Origin of the sequence: Mycobacterium sp. 1274756.6 (assembly GCF_001668625.1) — a bacterium.
Classification (GTDB): Bacteria; Actinomycetota; Actinomycetes; order Mycobacteriales; family Mycobacteriaceae; genus Mycobacterium.
On the sequence record NZ_LZLJ01000093.1, the window covers coordinates 198129 to 211840 of the forward strand.

Below are 13712 nucleotides of genomic sequence, written 5' to 3' on the forward strand. Positions count from 1 at the left end.
CCCATGGGGCACGGACGGGTCCCACGGATTCGGTTTCGGGAACAACCACACCGGCGCTTTCGTGAGGGCTAAATCACACCACCGATTCGGTCACTATTGTGCGTGTCGACCTTTTGGGGGCGGTGCGACCTTCCACGCCGAACGACCGGCCGACCTGGTGCCCCCAGTGGGACTCGAACCCACACTGTGCGGATTTTAAGTCCGCTGCCTCTGCCAATTGGGCTATAGGGGCGCCCGCAATCGCGCAGGCCAGCGAGGTGGCCGGCGCAGGGCAACGGTACCGCGAGCGCGGGGGGTGCGGGTGCGGCAGGCTGCGGCCGAAACATGCCGGTCAGAGGTGCTGGGGACGGCGCCGGTCAGAGGTGCTGGGGGCAGTAGGCGGTGGCCGCCATGCCGGCGAACACCGCGGACTGCTGGACCGAGAAGCCCGGGTTGGTGGAGCGCACGGCGTTGACCGTGTCGACCGGGGACAGCCCGCCGTCCATCAGTCGGCACACCGCGTGGCCGGCGGCGATCGCCTGAGCCGGACCGCTGTGGTGGACGCCGGCCTGATCCAGCGCGGCCAGGAAGCCGTCGTCGCCGGCGTCCGGCGCGGCCGGGTCGGCGTGCGCCGGACCCGCCAGCACGATCATCGTCGCGGCGGCGCCGGCGAGAAGCAGGTGGCGTTTCATGGCAACCATGCTCGCGCCGCGCGATTACCCCGGGGTTACCGTGTGTTACCTGCATCGAACGTCGTGTTAACTCTCCGTTACGCGCTGTCACAGGCGCTTCCCCAGCGCAACCCGCGCCCACCATCACGGCAGTCAATCCCGCTCTTGGACAGGACGTTTCGCGCCGGAGAGCTGGATGCTGGGAACACCACTCGAATCCACCCACCGGGTCGGCCCGCGCAACCCTTCGGGTCAGCGGTGTTACAAGTTGTCGGCGCTGCGTTAAAAGCCGGTTACCGAGCCGGTCGGAACGGTTTTCCTACTGCAAGCTGAAGACCGTCACGCCGATCTTCCGCAGCGTCGCGGCCGGCTCATCCACCACTGGCCCGCTGCAACCGGCCAGCCGAGCGAAGGATTCACCGATGTCGGCTATCGGTATCGATTTCGGGGCGCTGCCACCGGAATTGAATTCCAGCAGAATGTATTCCGGCGCCGGGTCGGCTTCTATGGTGACGGCCGCCGCCGCGTGGGACGCCCTCACCGCCGAACTGGAGAGTGCGGCCTCCGGATACTTCGCGACCGTCGCCAACCTCACCGGCAACGGCTGGACCGGGCCGGCGTCGGCGGCGATGGCCAAAGCCGCTGCGCCGTTCGCCGCGTGGATGCACGCCGTCGCCGCGCAGACCAAGCTCGTCGCCGCGCAGGCCCGCGCCGCCGCCGAGGCCTACGAGGCCGCCCACGCCGTGACCGTTCCCCCGGCGCAGGTAGCGGCCAACCGCAGCCTGGTGCGCACGCTCATCGCCCACAACACCTTCGGCCAGAACACCGCCGCGATCGCCGCCGGCGAAGCGCAGTACGGCCAGATGTGGGCACAGGACGCCGCCGCCATGTACGGCTATGCGTCCGCCTCGGCCGCCGCCGCGCAGATGAACCCGTTCGCGCCACCGCGCCAGAACACCGACCCCGCCGGCCTCGCCCGCCAGTCGGCGAGCACCGCACAGGCCGCCAGCACGCCGGCCACCGACTACGCCACCCAACTGGTCGCCGCGATCCCGCAGGCGCTGCAGTCCTTCGCCCAGGCGCCCGGATCGGCGTTGTCCGACCCCGGCATGTCGACGATCCTGAGCAGCGGTGCGTCCGGTCTGACCACCGCCCTGGCCTACATCCCGTCGACCCTGCTGCCCAACATGATCGGGTACTTCGCCGGGACCGGCGAGAACGCCGCCGGTGGTCTCGGCGGGCCCTTCGGCGGGCTGGGTGCGCTGCTCAACCCGGAAGGGCCGCTCGGCGACCTCGGGGCGCTCGGCGGCAGCATGACCGGCGCCACCACGGCGACCACCGTGGGCTGGCACCAGATGATGCCGTCCGCCGCCGCGCCGGTGGGCGCCGCGATGGGCAAAGCGGTGCCCGTCGGCGGGCTTTCGGTGCCGCAGACCTGGGCGGCGGCCGCACCACCGATGAACGCCACCGGCCCCGCCCTCACCTCCGCGGTGGCCCCCACCACCCAGGTGATCGGCCCGGACGGGCGGGTGGCGACGGTCCCGGCCGGGCTGGGCATGAGCGGGATGGGCGGGCACGCCCCGTTCGGCCACACCCCCGCGCCCCGGTTCGGGCTGAAACCCACTCCCCCGACCGTGGTCCGCCACACCCCGGCGGCGGGATAGCCGTGACCGCCGCCACATCGTCCGGGCGCGGTCGTCAACGCCGCGTAAAAGTCCGGCCCGACCCCGTTAAGACCCCGTAAGGAACCCACCACCCCCCGCACCCGCGGGGGATTGTCGAAGCAGTTGATCCGAGCCGGATCAGAAAAGGAGTCAAGGACATGTCGTTCGTAACCGCACAGCCGGAGTTGCTCACCGCGGCCGCCGCCGACCTGCAGGGCGTGGGTACGGCGATGACGAGCGCCAGCGCGGCCGCCGCCGCTCCGACCACCGGTGTGGTGCCGGCCGCCGCCGACGAGGTGTCGGCGCTGACCGCCGCGCAGTTCGCCGCGCAGGGCGAGCTGTACCAGGCGGTGGCCGCCCAGGCCGCGGCGATCCACCAGCAGTTCGTGGCCACGCTCGGCACCAGCGCCGCATCCTATGCCGCCACCGAGGCCGCCAACGCGACGGCGACCCGCTAGAGAAGTTGTGAGGAGCAATGGACTTCGTCGTTCTGCCTCCGGAGATCAACTCCGCGAGGATCTACGCCGGACCGGGTGCCGGGCCGATGCTGGTCGCCTCCGCGACGTGGGACGCGCTTGCCGCCGAGTTGTTCTCGGCGCTGGCGTCCTACACCGCGGCGGTGACCGGCTTGGCCGCTGAATGGCAGGGCCCGTCCTCGGTGGCGATGACGGCGGCGAGCGTCCCCTACAGCCAGTGGCTGACCACCACGGCTGCGCAGGCCGAGCAGACCGCGGCGCAGGCGAAAGCCGCCGCTGTCGCCTACGAGGCCGCGTTCACCGCGACGGTGCCGCCGCCGGTGATCGCCGCCAACCGAGCCCTGCTGATGTCGCTGGTCGCCACCAACATCCTGGGGCAGAACACCCCGGCGATCATGGCCACCGAGGCCCACTACATGGAGATGTGGGCCCAGGATGTGGCGGCGATGTCCGGATACGCCGGTGCGGCCGCGGCTGCGACCCGGCTGACGCCGTTCACCCCGCCGCAGCAGAACACCAACCAGGCCGGGATCGCCGGCCAGGCGGCCTCGGTCGCCCAGGCGCAGGCCTCTTCGGCGGCCGGCAACACCCAGTCGATCTTGTCGCAGGTCGGTTCGGCGGTATCCGGGCCGGGTGCCTCGACCGGTGACTCGCTGGGCATGCTGAACAACCTGGCCTCACCGGTCAGCAACGGCTCGTCGATGCTGAGTTCGGTGGCCTCGGTGGGCATGTCGGCCGGCTCCTCGGTGCCGTCGCTGGGTTCGGCGACGCAGGGCCTCGACCAGGGCGCGCTGGCGCTGACGCCGGCGTTCACCAGCGGGTTGAGCCCGGCCACCGCCGCGTTGAGTTCGACGACCACGGCTGCCGGGACACCGGCCGGGTCGGTGACCGCCAGCCTCGGCCGGGCGGTCTCGCTGGGCGGGCTGTCGGCCCCGCAGGGCTGGGCGACCGCCGCTCCGGCGGTGAGCCCGACCGCCGCCGGCCTGTCCTCGGCGGGCAGCGCCGCCGCCACCCCGGGCACGCCCGGCAACATGCTCGGCGGTCTGCCGCTGGCCGGCACCAACCGCGGCACCAACATGGGCATGACTCCCCGATTCGAGGTACGGCCTCAGCCGCACCCGGTGATGCCGCGGCCGGCGGTCTGAGCGAGGGGAGGAGACCTGCCACCACACCCTGCCAACAACTGATCAAGAACGTTTCTCACCGAAAGGAGCCATCATGGCAGCTCGATTTATGACCGACCCGCAGCTCATGCGGGACATGGCCGGCCGGTTTGAGGTCCACGCCCAGACCGTGGAGGACGAGGCGCGGCGGATGTTCGCGTCCTCGCAGAACATCTCCGGCGCCGGCTGGAGCGGTATCGCGGAACGGACCTCGTTGGACACGATGGGCCAGATGCAGGCCGCGTTCCGCAACATCGTGAACATGCTGCACGGCGTGCGCGACGGCTTGATCCGCGACGCCAACGTCTACGAGCAGCAAGAGGCTGCGGCGCAGACGAGCTTGAGCAGCTGACCACCACCACGGGTTTGAAAGGACGAAATCGATGACGATCAACTACCAGTTCGGCGACGTCAACGCCCACGGCGCGGTGATCAAGGCTCAGGCCGCCGCGCTCGAGGCCGAGCACCAGGCGATCATCCGGGATGTGTTGGCCGCCGGGGACTTCTGGGGCGGCGCCGGTTCGGCGGCGTGCCAGGAGTTCATCGCGCAGCTGGGCCGCAACTTCCAGGTGATCTACCAGCAAGCCAACGACCACGGCACCAAGGTGCAAAGCGCCGGCAACAACATGGCGACCACCGACAGCGCCGTCGGCTCCAGCTGGCTGTAGCCCCCCACCCGACGCGGCAGCGCGCTTCCCCCGGCGTGCTGCCGCGTTGCGGTGCGCGGAGAACGACTCCCCCCGATGGATGATGGTGCCGTGAGCGGCTCTCCCCCCGCCCCGACCACCACCCGCGGCGCCGAACGCGTCGTGGTGGCGGTGACCGGCGGGCCGGAATCGGAGACGTTGATCCGCCGCGGCGCCGAGATCGCCCGGCGTAGCCGCGCTGATCTGCTGGCCGTGCACGTCGTCACCGCGACCGGGTCGCCGGGCCCGGCCGAGCTGGGGCAGGTGCGGGACGCGGCGAACCGGCTGGGCGCCTCCATGCACGACATCGTCGACGACGACGTCGTCGCCGCCGTGCTGAGCTTCGCCCACCGGGTCGCCGCCACCCAGCTGGTGATCGGCACCTCGCGCCGCTCCCGGTGGGAACGGCTGCTCCGCGAAGGGATCGGGGCCGCGGTGCTGCAGCGCGGCGGCACCCTCGACGTGCACATGGTCACCCACGGCGAATCCCGGCGGGGCCTGCACTGGCCGTCGACGCTGTCCCGGCGTCGCCACCTCTCGGCCTGGCTGGCCGCGGTGGTGGTGCCGTCCTTCGTGTGCGCGCTCATCCTGACCGACCTCGACCGGGTGCTCGGTGTGGGCGGCAAGACGGCGCTGTTCTTCGTCGGTGTGCTCATCGTGGGCCTGGCCGGCGGGATCGCGCCCGCACTGGTTTCCGCGGTGCTCTCCAGCTTGCTGCTGAATTACTTCCTCACCGACCCCCGCGGCAGTTTCACCATCGCCGAACCCGACGCGGTGGTCACCGAGATGGTGCTGCTGGTGGTGGCGGCCGCCGTCGCCATCCTGGTCGACGGGGCCGCGCGCCGCTCCCGCGATGCCGGCCGGGCGACGCGCGAGGCCAGCCTGCTCACGCTGTTCGCCGGTTCGGTACTGCGCGGGGCGGATCTTGAGACGCTGCTGGACCGGGTGCGGGAGGCCTACACCCAACGGGCCATGAGCATGCTGCGGCAGCGCTCGGGTGAGGCCCACCTGGTCGCCGGTGTCGGCGTCGACCCGCCTGCCTCGATCGACGCGGCCGACACCGTGATCCCGGTCGGCGACGACGAGTTCTGGTTGCTGCTGTCCGGCCATCGGCTCGATTCCCGCGACCGCCGGGTGCTCAGCGCGGTCGCCAACCAGGCGGCCGGCCTGGTCCGGCAACGTGAGCTGCGTGCGGCGGCCAGCCGCGCCGAGGCCCTCGCCGAGGCCGACAACCTGCGCCGGGCGCTGCTGTCGGCGGTCAGCCATGACCTGCGCACCCCGTTGGCCGCCGCCAAGGCCGCCTCGTCGAGCCTGCGGGTCGCCGACGACGTCGGCTTCTCCCCCGCCGACACCGCCGAACTGCTGGCCACCGTTGACGAATCCATCGACCAGTTGACCGCGCTGGTGGGCAACCTGCTCGATTCCTCGCGGCTGGCCGCCGGCGTGGTGCGGCCCACCTTGAGCCCGGTGTATCTGGAGGAGACGGTGCAGCGAGCGCTGGTCAGTATCGGCAAGGGCGCCACCGGGTTCGCGCGCCCCGGCGTGGACCGGGTGGCGGTCAGCGGCGGTGACGTGGTGGTGCTGGCCGACTCGGGTCTGCTCGAGCGGGTGCTGGCCAACCTGGTCGACAACGCGCTGCGCTACGCGCCGGACAGCACCGTGCGGCTCACCGCAACCGCGGCCGGCGACCGGGTGCGCATCGCCGTCGTCGACGACGGCCCCGGCATCAGCCCGGACGCCGAACAGCAGATCTTCGGCGCGTTCCAACGGCTCGGCGACCGCGACAATACTTCCGGGGTGGGATTGGGACTATCGGTGGCGCGCGGGTTCGTCGAGGCGATGGGCGGCACCATCACCGCTACCGCCACCCCGGGCGGCGGGCTCACCGTCGTCGTGGAGTTGGCTGCGCCACCGGAAGGCGGTATCGGATGACGAAGGTGCTGGTGATCGACGACGAGCCGCAGATCCTGCGGGCGCTGCGGATCAACCTGACCGCGCGCGGCTACGACGTCGTCATCGCCGCCACCGGCGCCGAAGCGCTGCGCGCCGCCGCCGACCACACCCCCGACGTGGTGATCCTCGACCTGGGCCTGCCGGACCTGTCGGGCATCGAGGTGCTCGCCGGGCTGCGCGGCTGGCTGAGCGCACCGGTGATCGTGTTGTCGGCGCGGACCGACTCCTCGGACAAGGTCGCCGCCCTCGACGCGGGCGCCGACGACTACGTCACCAAGCCGTTCGGGATGGATGAGTTCCTGGCCCGGTTGCGCGCCGCGGTGCGCCGCGCCGCCACCACCACCGAGGTCAGCGAGCCCACGGTGGAAACCGCCTCGTTCACCGTGGATCTGGCCGCCAAGAAGGTGACCAAAGACGGCGCGGAAGTACACCTGACCCCCACCGAGTGGGGCATGTTGGAGGTGTTGGTGCGTAACCGCGGCAAGCTGGTCAGCCGCGAGCAGTTGCTGCGGGAGGTCTGGGGTCCCAGTTATGCCACCGAAACCCACTATCTGCGGGTCTATCTGGCTCAGCTGCGGCGCAAACTGGAGCACGACCCGTCTCATCCCCGCCACCTGCTGACCGAGGCCGGCATGGGATACCGCTTCGAGGCGTAGCCGACCGGTCAGCCCGGCGGGGGTTTGTCGCCGTCCGCGCCGGGCGCGGCCTGATCGGTCCGTTCCACGTTGCGGGCGCGTTCGGCGGCGATCGACCCGGCCCGGTCCTGGGCGCGGGTGCGCCTGCGGATCGGCATCATCAGGGTGCGCCGGGCATCGCGGGGCACCGTGACCTGTGCGGTGGGCGCCACCCCGGTGGACAGACACAGTCCCGGGAAGAGTGCCGCACTGCCCGGCCGGGTGATGTAGCGGTGACCGGTCGGCGAAGTCCACACGATCGTGCCGTCAGGCTGCTGAACGTCGCGCCATCCGCTCCAGAAAGTCTTGAGCAGGTGATGTTTTCGGCACAGGCAACGCAAATTCGACGGGTGGGTGGCCCCTGACGGGTAGGCCACCGCGTGGTCGATGTCGCAGTAGACGGCCGGGCGGTCACAGCCCGGGAACCGGCAGGTCAAATCACGGCACCGGATGAACGCTGCCAGCGCCGCACTGGGCCGGTACCGAAGCTCCGCCGGGGCGCCGACGGGCGGCGCCAGCGGCTTGACCGCCGCGCCGCGGTTGATCAGCTCGGCCACCGCCGACGCCGGGATGCTGGCGCCGCCGACGATCGTCGCCGGCGAGGTCACCGCGGGCGGGTCGGGCTCGCGCCTGACGGCCAGCCAATCGCCCAGCGTCATGTCCGGGGTACGCCGGTCTACCGGCTCCTCGCCGTTGATGTGCGGGTCGGATCGAGCGTTCAGCGCGGCGCTCTCGGCCACCACGTGGATCACGACGCCGGAGTCCGCCGCGGGGGCGGCCGCCGGGCAGTCGGTGCGTCCGCACCGGCAGACCAGCGCAGTGCCGGCCGCGAGCGCACCGAGCGCATCGGCGCGGCGCTGTGCCAGTGTCCGGGGGTCGTCGACGCAGACCGCGCGGGCCATCTGGGTCAACCGCTGGTCCAGGGCGGCGGCGTCGGTGGCGAACAACCGTCCCCACAGCGGCGTGACACCCGACCGGGTCTCGGTGCCGTTGACCACCACGGTTCGGCCACGAGCCTCGGCCCGGCTCTTGCGCAACGCGGCCGGGTCGTGCCGCTCGATCAGTGCTTCGATGACGGTCGCGGCCTTGGCTGCCGACAACGGCGCCAGCCGGGTGGCCAGCGCGGCCAACTCCGTGTCCACGACCGCCACGATGGCGGGGTCCTCGATCAAGGTGGTGTGCCAGGCGATGGTGGAGGCCAACCGGGCGCTGATGGCGCCGTCGAGGAAGAGTTTGCCCACCGCCGGGATCCGGTTGCGCAGCGCGATGGCCAGGTACAGCTGGTTCGACGCCATGCGATGGCTGGTGTTCGATGCCGCGGCGACCTCGGCCGCGGTGGCGTCCCAACAGTCACAGGCCCACCGGCCGGCTTCTGGGGGACGGTCGGAGCGGCGCGCCACCAGTTCGGCGATCGCGTCGAGCCGCCGGGCCGCGGCCGCCGACTCGATCCGGGCCCACCCGGCGACCGCCTCGATCAGCTCCGCGTCGTCGACGTCGGCCAGCGGCTCCGGGGTCGGTAACATATCTTCGAACATACGTTCGATCGTACTCCGCGCGGCCGACACGCGCCATCGCCGGAGCGGCGATCATGAATGAAGCCGCGACCGGGGATAACTCCCGGTCGCGGCAGGCGCGTCACAGCGGTCAGCCGGGCCCGTATTCGATGTGGTGGCGCAGCTGCTGCAGCCCGGCCTCCATGTTGCGGGCCAGGATGCCGCGGGCGAGCTGCCCGGTGAGCCATCCGGTGACCCGCCCGGAGAAGTGCACCTGCATCGTCATGGTGACCGTCGCGCCGTCCCCGTTCGGACTCACCTCGATGCGCGCCCGCTGGCGGGTGCCGCGCAGCGACTGCCAGATCAGCGCGTCCGTCGACAGCGGCGAGACCCGGACCCGCCCGCCCACGAGGATGGAGCCGACGTTGAGGTAGAGGTCCCACTGCTCGCTGCCGTCGCGGTGGCGGCTGATGAAATCGAACCGGCCGAAGCTGCCCATGATCGGGAAGACCACCGACGGATCGGTGGCCACCTTGGTCACCTCCGCCGCTGGTGCCTGCACCCGCACCGCGCGGACGACGGTGGCCATCAGCCGAACACCGGGAGGACGGTCTTGGCGGCCAGACTCGACAGGGCCACCTGCATGGTGGAGGCCACATAGCCGTAGGCCTCGTCCCAGTCCGGCTCGTCGCCGAACCGCTCCCGCAGGTCGATCGGGGGCAGCACCTCGATGCGGATCTTGGCCGGGAACGGCACGTGCGGCAGATCCCCGGGCAGCAGCCCCCACGGGAAGCTCAGACTCAGCGGCACCGATTTGACCCGCAGCAGCTTGTCGAAGCGCAGCAGCCGCGCGGTCTTGCGACCGTCGTTGAGCACGAAGAACGTCTCCTGCCCGCCGACCGCGACCACCGGCACGATCTTGACCCCGGCGCTGTGCGCCAGTTTCAAAAAGCCCTGCCTGCCGTCGAACATGATCTTGTTGCGGTCGCGCCAGCGGCGCAGCGCGTCGACGTCCCCGCCCGGGTAGACCAGCACGTTGGCGCCGGCGGACAGCAGGTTGGCCGCGGTTTTCGGCCGGGCCAGCACGATCCCCATCTTGCGGGCGATCGAACCCATCCACGGGGTGCGCACCACGATGTCGTGCGCCAACGCCGCCAGCGGCCTGCCCTCGACGGTGAAGAACGTGTGGTAGGCCAGCGCGAACACGAAGGTGTCCGGCGACATCGAGCCGCCACTGTGGTTGCCGACGAACAGCACCGGTTCGTCGGGAACGTTCTCAAACCCGCTGACCTCGGCCCGGAAGTACATCCGCGCCCACAGCCAGAAACGCGGCAGCATCTTGCGGATGAACTCCGGATCCCGCCCCTCGAGTTCCTCCGCCAGCGGCGACCAATCATCTTGCGGCCCAGCCACGACCGTTCCCCTCTCCCGACCGGATATCGGTGCGCCGACCCGGTTCGTATGACCTTCCCACGGCCGCCGCGACGGCGGGGCGGGTTCAGTCGATTAACGACAAGGCTATGCCGTCGAGGATGTCACGCTCGCTGACGGTCAGTTCGGCGATGCCGGCCCGCTCGGCCAGCAGCTCGGCCAGCTCGTCGACGACGATCGCGCCGCCGCCGATCACGTCGACCCGCCCGGCGTGCATCGGCCCCAGCGCCGCCCGCTCCGCCCGGGTCATCGCCAGCAGCCGCCCGCAGACCTCCGCCAGCTCGGCACGGCCCACCGTCGACAGGTGGATGGCGGCCGGGTCGTAGGCCGGCAGCTCGTGGGCGACGGCGGCGAGGGTCGTCATCGTCCCGGCCACCCCCACCCAGGTGCGGGCCCGCTCGACCGGCACCGTGCGCACCGCCGCCCGCAGCTGGTCGCGGACCACGGCGCGGGCGGCGCTGACCTCGGCGGCGGTCGGCGGGTCGCTGTGCAGACAGCGTTCGGTCAGCCGCACACAGCCCATGTCGGTGGAGAAGGCGGCGGTCACCCCGTCGTCGTCGCCGAGCACCAGCTCGGTGGAGCCGCCGCCGAGGTCGACGACGAGAAACGGGGCGGCGGCCGCGTCCAGCTCCCCCACCGCGCCGGCGAAAGACAGCGCGGCCTCCTCGGACCCGGTGATCACCTCGGCCACCGCGCCGGGCACCACCGCGCCGAGCACTTCGGCGGTCATCGCGAAGAACTCCGCCCGGTTGCCCACGTCCCGCGCGGCCGAGGTGGCCACCATCCGCACCCGCGCCACCGCGTGCTCGGCCAGCAACCGGGCATAGTCGTCCAGGGCGGCCCGGGTGCGTTCGAGGGCCTCCGGGGCGAAGCGGCCGGTGGCGTCGACACCCTGGCCCAGCCGCACGATCCGCATCTCCCGGTGCCGCTCGCGCAGGGCGCCACCGTCCGGTTCGGCGATGAGCAGCCGGATCGAGTTGGTGCCGCAGTCGATGGCCGCGACCGGCCCCGTCGCGCTCACCGCCACTGCTCCGGGACCAGGATTCCGGCCAGCGCCGGGTCGTCGGCGAGCAACCGCAGCGCCTCGTCGCCCAGCGGGTTGACGCCGCGGCCGACGGCCAGCGAGTGCGCGATCAGCACGTGCAGGCATTTGACCCGTTCCGGCATGCCGCCGGCCGAAGTGGCGGTGCCCAGCGGTTCGATGGCGTCGCGTTCGGCCAGGTACGACGTGTGCGCGGCCCGGTAGGCGGCGGCCAGCTCGGCGTCGGTGCGCAGCCGCTCGGTCATCTCGGCCATCACCCCGGCGGATTCCAGCCGGCTGGCCGCGGCGGTGAGCGCCGGATGGGTCAGGTAGTACAGGGTCGGGAACGGGGTGCCGTCGGGCAGCCGGGGCGCGGTCTTGACCACGGCGGGCTCGCCGTTGGGGCAGCGGTAGGCGACCGCGATCACCCCGCGCGGGGCGCGGCCCAGCTGCGCCGCGACGGCGTCGAGGTCGGTGCGCTCAACCACCGGGCGGCCCCGGGGGTGCGGGCGGCGGGAGCGGCGGCGCCGGTGGCCCCGCCGGCTCCGCGGGGGCCTCGGGCGGCGGGCCGTGCGGCGCGTCGGCGATGGTGTGCCACAGCGCGGTGTACCACGGGTCGCCGCTGTTCACCGCCTGAGGTTCACCGCCGGGCACCGCGGGCACGTCGGCGGTCGGCGGCAACTGCACCTGGTAGGGCACGTCCCCGGGCATGACGAACCCGAGCCGTTCCCGGGCCTGCGCGGCGATGTAGGCCGGGTCGGCCAGCTTCTCCTTCTGCAGCTGCAGGTCGGCGATCTTCTGGCGCAGCGCGGCCTCCGAGGCCGCCAGCTGATGCATCTCGGTGCGCTGGGCGAAGTAGGTGCGCACCGGCGGGCCGGTGGTCAGGGTCAGCACGCAGACCACCACGGCCAGCACCGCGGCCCGGCCCGCGGTGAAACCCATCCGCTGCTCGGCGCGCTCCTCGGCGGCCTCGGCGATGCCCTGTCGGATCGGGTCGGCCGCCGCCGGCGGCTTCGCGCCGGCCTCGGGGCGCACCCGCCGCGGCAGCGCCCGCTGGCGCGGCCGGTCCCGGGTCTTGTCCCCGCCCCGGGCCGGCCGGGAGGCCGGTGTGCGCCGCTTGGCTTCCGACATCTACCCGGCTACTTGGTCTCCGGGACGTACCGGGTGAAGGCCAGATCTCCGGCGTAGCGCGCGGCGTCGCCGAGCAGCTCCTCGATGCGCAGCAGCTGGTTGTATTTGGCGACGCGCTCGCTGCGGGCGGGCGCCCCGGTCTTGATCTGGCCGGAGCTGACGGCGACGGCCAGGTCGGCGATCGTGGTGTCCTCGGTCTCGCCGCTGCGGTGGCTCATCATGGTGCGGTAGCCGCTGTTGTGCGCCAGCGCGACCGCGTCGAGGGTCTCGGTCAGGGTGCCGATCTGGTTGACCTTGACCAGCAGCGCGTTGGCGGCGCCTTTTTCGATGCCGTCCTCGAGCCGCTCGGGGTTGGTGACGAACAGGTCGTCGCCGACGAGCTGGACCCGGTCGCCGAGGGTGGCGGTCAGCGCCACCCAGCCGTCCCAGTCGTCCTCGGACAGCGGGTCCTCGATGGAGACCAGCGGGTAGGCGCCGAGCAGCTCGGCGTAGAACTCGGCCATCTGCGCCGCACTGCGGTTCTGCTTCTCGAAGGCGTACCCGCCGTCGCGGTAGAACTCGGTGGCCGCGACGTCGAGCGCCAGCGCCACGTCGGCGCCGATCTTGAACCCGGCGTCCTCGATGGCCGTGCTGATCAGGTCCAGCGCCGCGGTGGTGCCCGCCACGTCGGGGGCGAAGCCGCCCTCGTCGCCGAGTCCGGTGGACAGGCCCTGCTTCTTCAGCACCGATTTGAGGGCGTGGTAGACCTCGGTGCCCCAGCGCAGCGCCTCGGCGAAGGTCGCCGCGCCGATCGGCGCCACCATGAACTCCTGCACGTCGACGCCGGTGTCGGCGTGCGCGCCGCCGTTGAGGATGTTCATCATCGGCACCGGCAGCACGTGCGCGTTGGGCCCGCCCAGGTAGCGGAAGAGCGGCAGGTCCGCGGAGTTCGCGGCGGCGCGGGCCACCGCCAGCGACACGCCCAGCATCGCGTTGGCGCCCAGCCGCGACTTGTCCGGGGTGCCGTCCAGGTCGACCAGCGCCTGGTCCACCAGCCGCTGGTCGGCGGCGTCGAAGCCGATCACCGTGGGCGCGATCTCGTCGCGGACCGCGCTCACCGCCTTCTGCACGCCCTTGCCGCCGTAGCGGGAGCCGCCGTCGCGCAGCTCGACCGCCTCGTGCTCGCCGGTGGAGGCGCCCGAGGGCACCGCCGCGCGCGCCGCGGCGCCGTCCTCGAGCAGCACGTCGACCTCGACCGTGGGGTTGCCGCGGGAATCGAGGATCTCGCGGGCAGCGACCTGCTCGATGATCGACACTGAAGTTCTCCTTGCTTCGACGGTTGCCCGACAAGTATTGCAGCGACCGCCGGCCCGGCCGCGACGGACTGCGCG

General features: G+C 72.0%; 14 protein-coding genes, 1 tRNA gene and 1 pseudogene. 7 read left to right on the plus strand and 9 right to left on the minus strand.

Features of this window, described 5'->3' with window-relative positions; translation table 11 throughout:
• Positions 1 to 155 precede the first annotated feature (155 nt).
• Positions 156 to 232 (minus strand) — tRNA-Leu (locus tag A5643_RS15620).
• Positions 233 to 356: 124 nt separating this feature from the next.
• Positions 357 to 671: a DUF732 domain-containing protein gene (locus A5643_RS15625; RefSeq protein ID WP_082948992.1), complete on the minus strand. Its 315-nt coding sequence runs from the start codon at positions 669 to 671 to the stop codon at positions 357 to 359.
• A gap of 401 nt (positions 672 to 1072) precedes the next feature.
• Between A5643_RS15625 and A5643_RS15630 the strand changes: the two genes are divergently transcribed.
• The 7 genes and pseudogenes from A5643_RS15630 to A5643_RS15660 all read left to right on the plus strand — a co-directional run bounded on the left by A5643_RS15630 (position 1073) and on the right by A5643_RS15660 (position 7248).
• On the plus strand, positions 1073 to 2314 hold the full coding sequence (locus A5643_RS15630) for a PPE family protein (protein WP_066857522.1): 1242 nt from the start codon (positions 1073 to 1075) through the stop codon (positions 2312 to 2314).
• Between the two features lie 158 nt (positions 2315 to 2472).
• Positions 2473 to 2772, plus strand: a complete 300-nt coding sequence (locus A5643_RS15635; protein WP_066857525.1) for a PE family protein — start codon at positions 2473 to 2475, stop codon at positions 2770 to 2772.
• A 17-nt stretch (positions 2773 to 2789) separates the two neighbouring features.
• On the plus strand, positions 2790 to 3935 hold the full coding sequence (locus A5643_RS15640; protein ID WP_066857528.1) for a PPE family protein: 1146 nt from the start codon (positions 2790 to 2792) through the stop codon (positions 3933 to 3935).
• Positions 3936 to 4008: 73 nt separating this feature from the next.
• Entirely contained in the window at positions 4009 to 4305 is a 297-nt protein-coding gene (locus A5643_RS15645; RefSeq protein ID WP_066857531.1) for a WXG100 family type VII secretion target, read from the plus strand.
• A 31-nt stretch (positions 4306 to 4336) separates the two neighbouring features.
• Positions 4337 to 4621, plus strand: a complete 285-nt coding sequence (locus A5643_RS15650; RefSeq protein ID WP_066857532.1) for a WXG100 family type VII secretion target — start codon at positions 4337 to 4339, stop codon at positions 4619 to 4621.
• 117 nt (positions 4622 to 4738) lie between these two features.
• Positions 4739 to 6571: pseudogene (locus A5643_RS15655) on the plus strand (ATP-binding protein); the annotation flags it as partial.
• On the plus strand, positions 6568 to 7248 hold the full coding sequence (locus tag A5643_RS15660; RefSeq protein WP_066857535.1) for a response regulator: 681 nt from the start codon (positions 6568 to 6570) through the stop codon (positions 7246 to 7248). The pseudogene A5643_RS15655 and the gene A5643_RS15660, both read left to right, overlap by 4 nt.
• Before the next feature lie 8 nt (positions 7249 to 7256).
• Here the strand turns inward: A5643_RS15660 and A5643_RS15665 are convergent, their stop codons facing one another.
• From A5643_RS15665 to eno, 7 genes are all read right to left on the minus strand, one after another.
• Positions 7257 to 8801, minus strand: coding sequence for an HNH endonuclease signature motif containing protein (locus tag A5643_RS15665; RefSeq protein WP_066857538.1), 1545 nt, complete (start codon positions 8799 to 8801; stop codon positions 7257 to 7259).
• Positions 8802 to 8910: 109 nt separating this feature from the next.
• Positions 8911 to 9348 carry an SRPBCC family protein gene (locus tag A5643_RS15670; protein ID WP_066857541.1) on the minus strand — a complete coding sequence of 146 codons (438 nt, stop codon included), beginning with the start codon at positions 9346 to 9348 and terminating at the stop codon, positions 8911 to 8913.
• A complete protein-coding gene (locus A5643_RS15675) occupies positions 9348 to 10172 on the minus strand; it encodes a lysophospholipid acyltransferase family protein (RefSeq protein ID WP_231995620.1) in 825 nt (274 codons plus the stop codon). The genes A5643_RS15670 and A5643_RS15675 overlap by 1 nt, the downstream gene beginning before the upstream one ends.
• Positions 10173 to 10257: 85 nt before the next feature.
• Positions 10258 to 11211, minus strand: a complete 954-nt coding sequence (locus A5643_RS15680; RefSeq protein ID WP_066858043.1) for a Ppx/GppA phosphatase family protein — start codon at positions 11209 to 11211, stop codon at positions 10258 to 10260.
• Positions 11208 to 11699, minus strand: a complete 492-nt coding sequence (locus A5643_RS15685) for a DUF501 domain-containing protein (protein WP_066857547.1) — start codon at positions 11697 to 11699, stop codon at positions 11208 to 11210. The genes A5643_RS15680 and A5643_RS15685 overlap by 4 nt, the downstream gene beginning before the upstream one ends.
• Complete coding sequence (locus tag A5643_RS15690) at positions 11692 to 12342, minus strand: FtsB family cell division protein (RefSeq protein ID WP_066857550.1); 651 nt, start codon at positions 12340 to 12342, stop codon at positions 11692 to 11694. Before A5643_RS15690 ends, A5643_RS15685 begins: the two co-directional genes overlap by 8 nt.
• Positions 12343 to 12350: 8 nt before the next feature.
• A complete protein-coding gene (eno, locus tag A5643_RS15695; protein ID WP_066857553.1) occupies positions 12351 to 13637 on the minus strand; it encodes a phosphopyruvate hydratase in 1287 nt (428 codons plus the stop codon).
• Positions 13638 to 13712: the final 75 nt, after the last annotated feature.

Excerpts from the sequence above, each read along its gene's own strand:
- A5643_RS15630 (WP_066857522.1), top strand. The coding sequence starts at position 1,073 with ATGTCGGCTATCGGTATCGATTTCGGGGCGCTGCCACCGGAATTGAAT.
- A5643_RS15645 (WP_066857531.1), top strand. The coding sequence starts at position 4,009 with ATGGCAGCTCGATTTATGACCGACCCGCAGCTCATGCGGGACATGGCC.
- A5643_RS15670 (WP_066857541.1), bottom strand. The coding sequence starts at position 9,348 with ATGGCCACCGTCGTCCGCGCGGTGCGGGTGCAGGCACCAGCGGCGGAG.
- A5643_RS15660 (WP_066857535.1), top strand. The coding sequence starts at position 6,568 with ATGACGAAGGTGCTGGTGATCGACGACGAGCCGCAGATCCTGCGGGCG.
- A5643_RS15650 (WP_066857532.1), top strand. The coding sequence starts at position 4,337 with ATGACGATCAACTACCAGTTCGGCGACGTCAACGCCCACGGCGCGGTG.
- A5643_RS15690 (WP_066857550.1), bottom strand. The coding sequence starts at position 12,342 with ATGTCGGAAGCCAAGCGGCGCACACCGGCCTCCCGGCCGGCCCGGGGC.
- A5643_RS15640 (WP_066857528.1), top strand. The coding sequence starts at position 2,790 with ATGGACTTCGTCGTTCTGCCTCCGGAGATCAACTCCGCGAGGATCTAC.
- A5643_RS15635 (WP_066857525.1), top strand. The coding sequence starts at position 2,473 with ATGTCGTTCGTAACCGCACAGCCGGAGTTGCTCACCGCGGCCGCCGCC.
- A5643_RS15665 (WP_066857538.1), bottom strand. The coding sequence starts at position 8,801 with ATGTTCGAAGATATGTTACCGACCCCGGAGCCGCTGGCCGACGTCGAC.
- A5643_RS15625 (WP_082948992.1), bottom strand. The coding sequence starts at position 671 with ATGAAACGCCACCTGCTTCTCGCCGGCGCCGCCGCGACGATGATCGTG.